Origin of the sequence: Streptomyces corallincola (assembly GCF_019104725.1) — a bacterium.
GTDB classification, from domain to species: Bacteria; Actinomycetota; Actinomycetes; order Streptomycetales; family Streptomycetaceae; genus Streptomyces; species Streptomyces corallincola.
Genome location: NZ_JAHRXF010000101.1, coordinates 1 through 551, shown reverse-complemented (window position 1 = coordinate 551; position 551 = coordinate 1). Strand labels below are relative to the sequence as shown.

The following is a 551-nucleotide window of genomic DNA, read 5'->3' as shown; positions in this document are numbered from 1 at the left end:
AAGCTGCCTTCCGGTCTCGTGAGTTGACGTTCCTGCCGAAAGACCAAGCGCCTAGCTGGCGATGGCAAAAGCTGATTCCTGGTTGACTGGACGTCAAGAGCATTCGTCTTCCCCAGGCTTTGGCCTCGGGGGAGATGGCTTTTGGAAACAGCGCGTCGGCCGGGTCAGCATTCGCGGCGAGCCCTACAGGCACTCGCACCTCGTGGTGTCCTGAGTGGTTACTGAGGTTGAACTCGTGGTGTCGTAGGGGCTGACGGCTTGCTGCTCGTGCGGTATCACCGGGGCATGCGGTATCCACAAGGGGGCGGGCTGACCGCCGAACGCCAGCAGTTCCGCGAAGAGTTACGGCTCAAGGCCGCCGAGAGGTTCGCCCAGGGCGAGGCGAGCTCGGTGATCGCCAAAGACCTGCGAGTCAGCGTCCGGTCGGTGCAGCGCTGGCGGCGGACGTGGGACGAGGGCGGTCCGCGGGCTCTGCGGTCACAGGGGCCGGCATCGCTGCCGAGACTGAGCGAGAAGCAGTTCGCCCAGCTGGAGGCCGAGCTGGCCAAGGG

The 551-nt window shown here is 65.3% G+C and carries 1 protein-coding gene; it reads left to right on the top strand.

Translation table 11 applies throughout. From position 1 onward, the window contains the following. Positions 1 to 285 precede the first annotated feature (285 nt). Positions 286 to 551, top strand: a 266-nt coding sequence (locus tag KUM39_RS27955; protein WP_246620842.1) for a helix-turn-helix domain-containing protein, incomplete at its 3' end; no start/stop codon positions are given.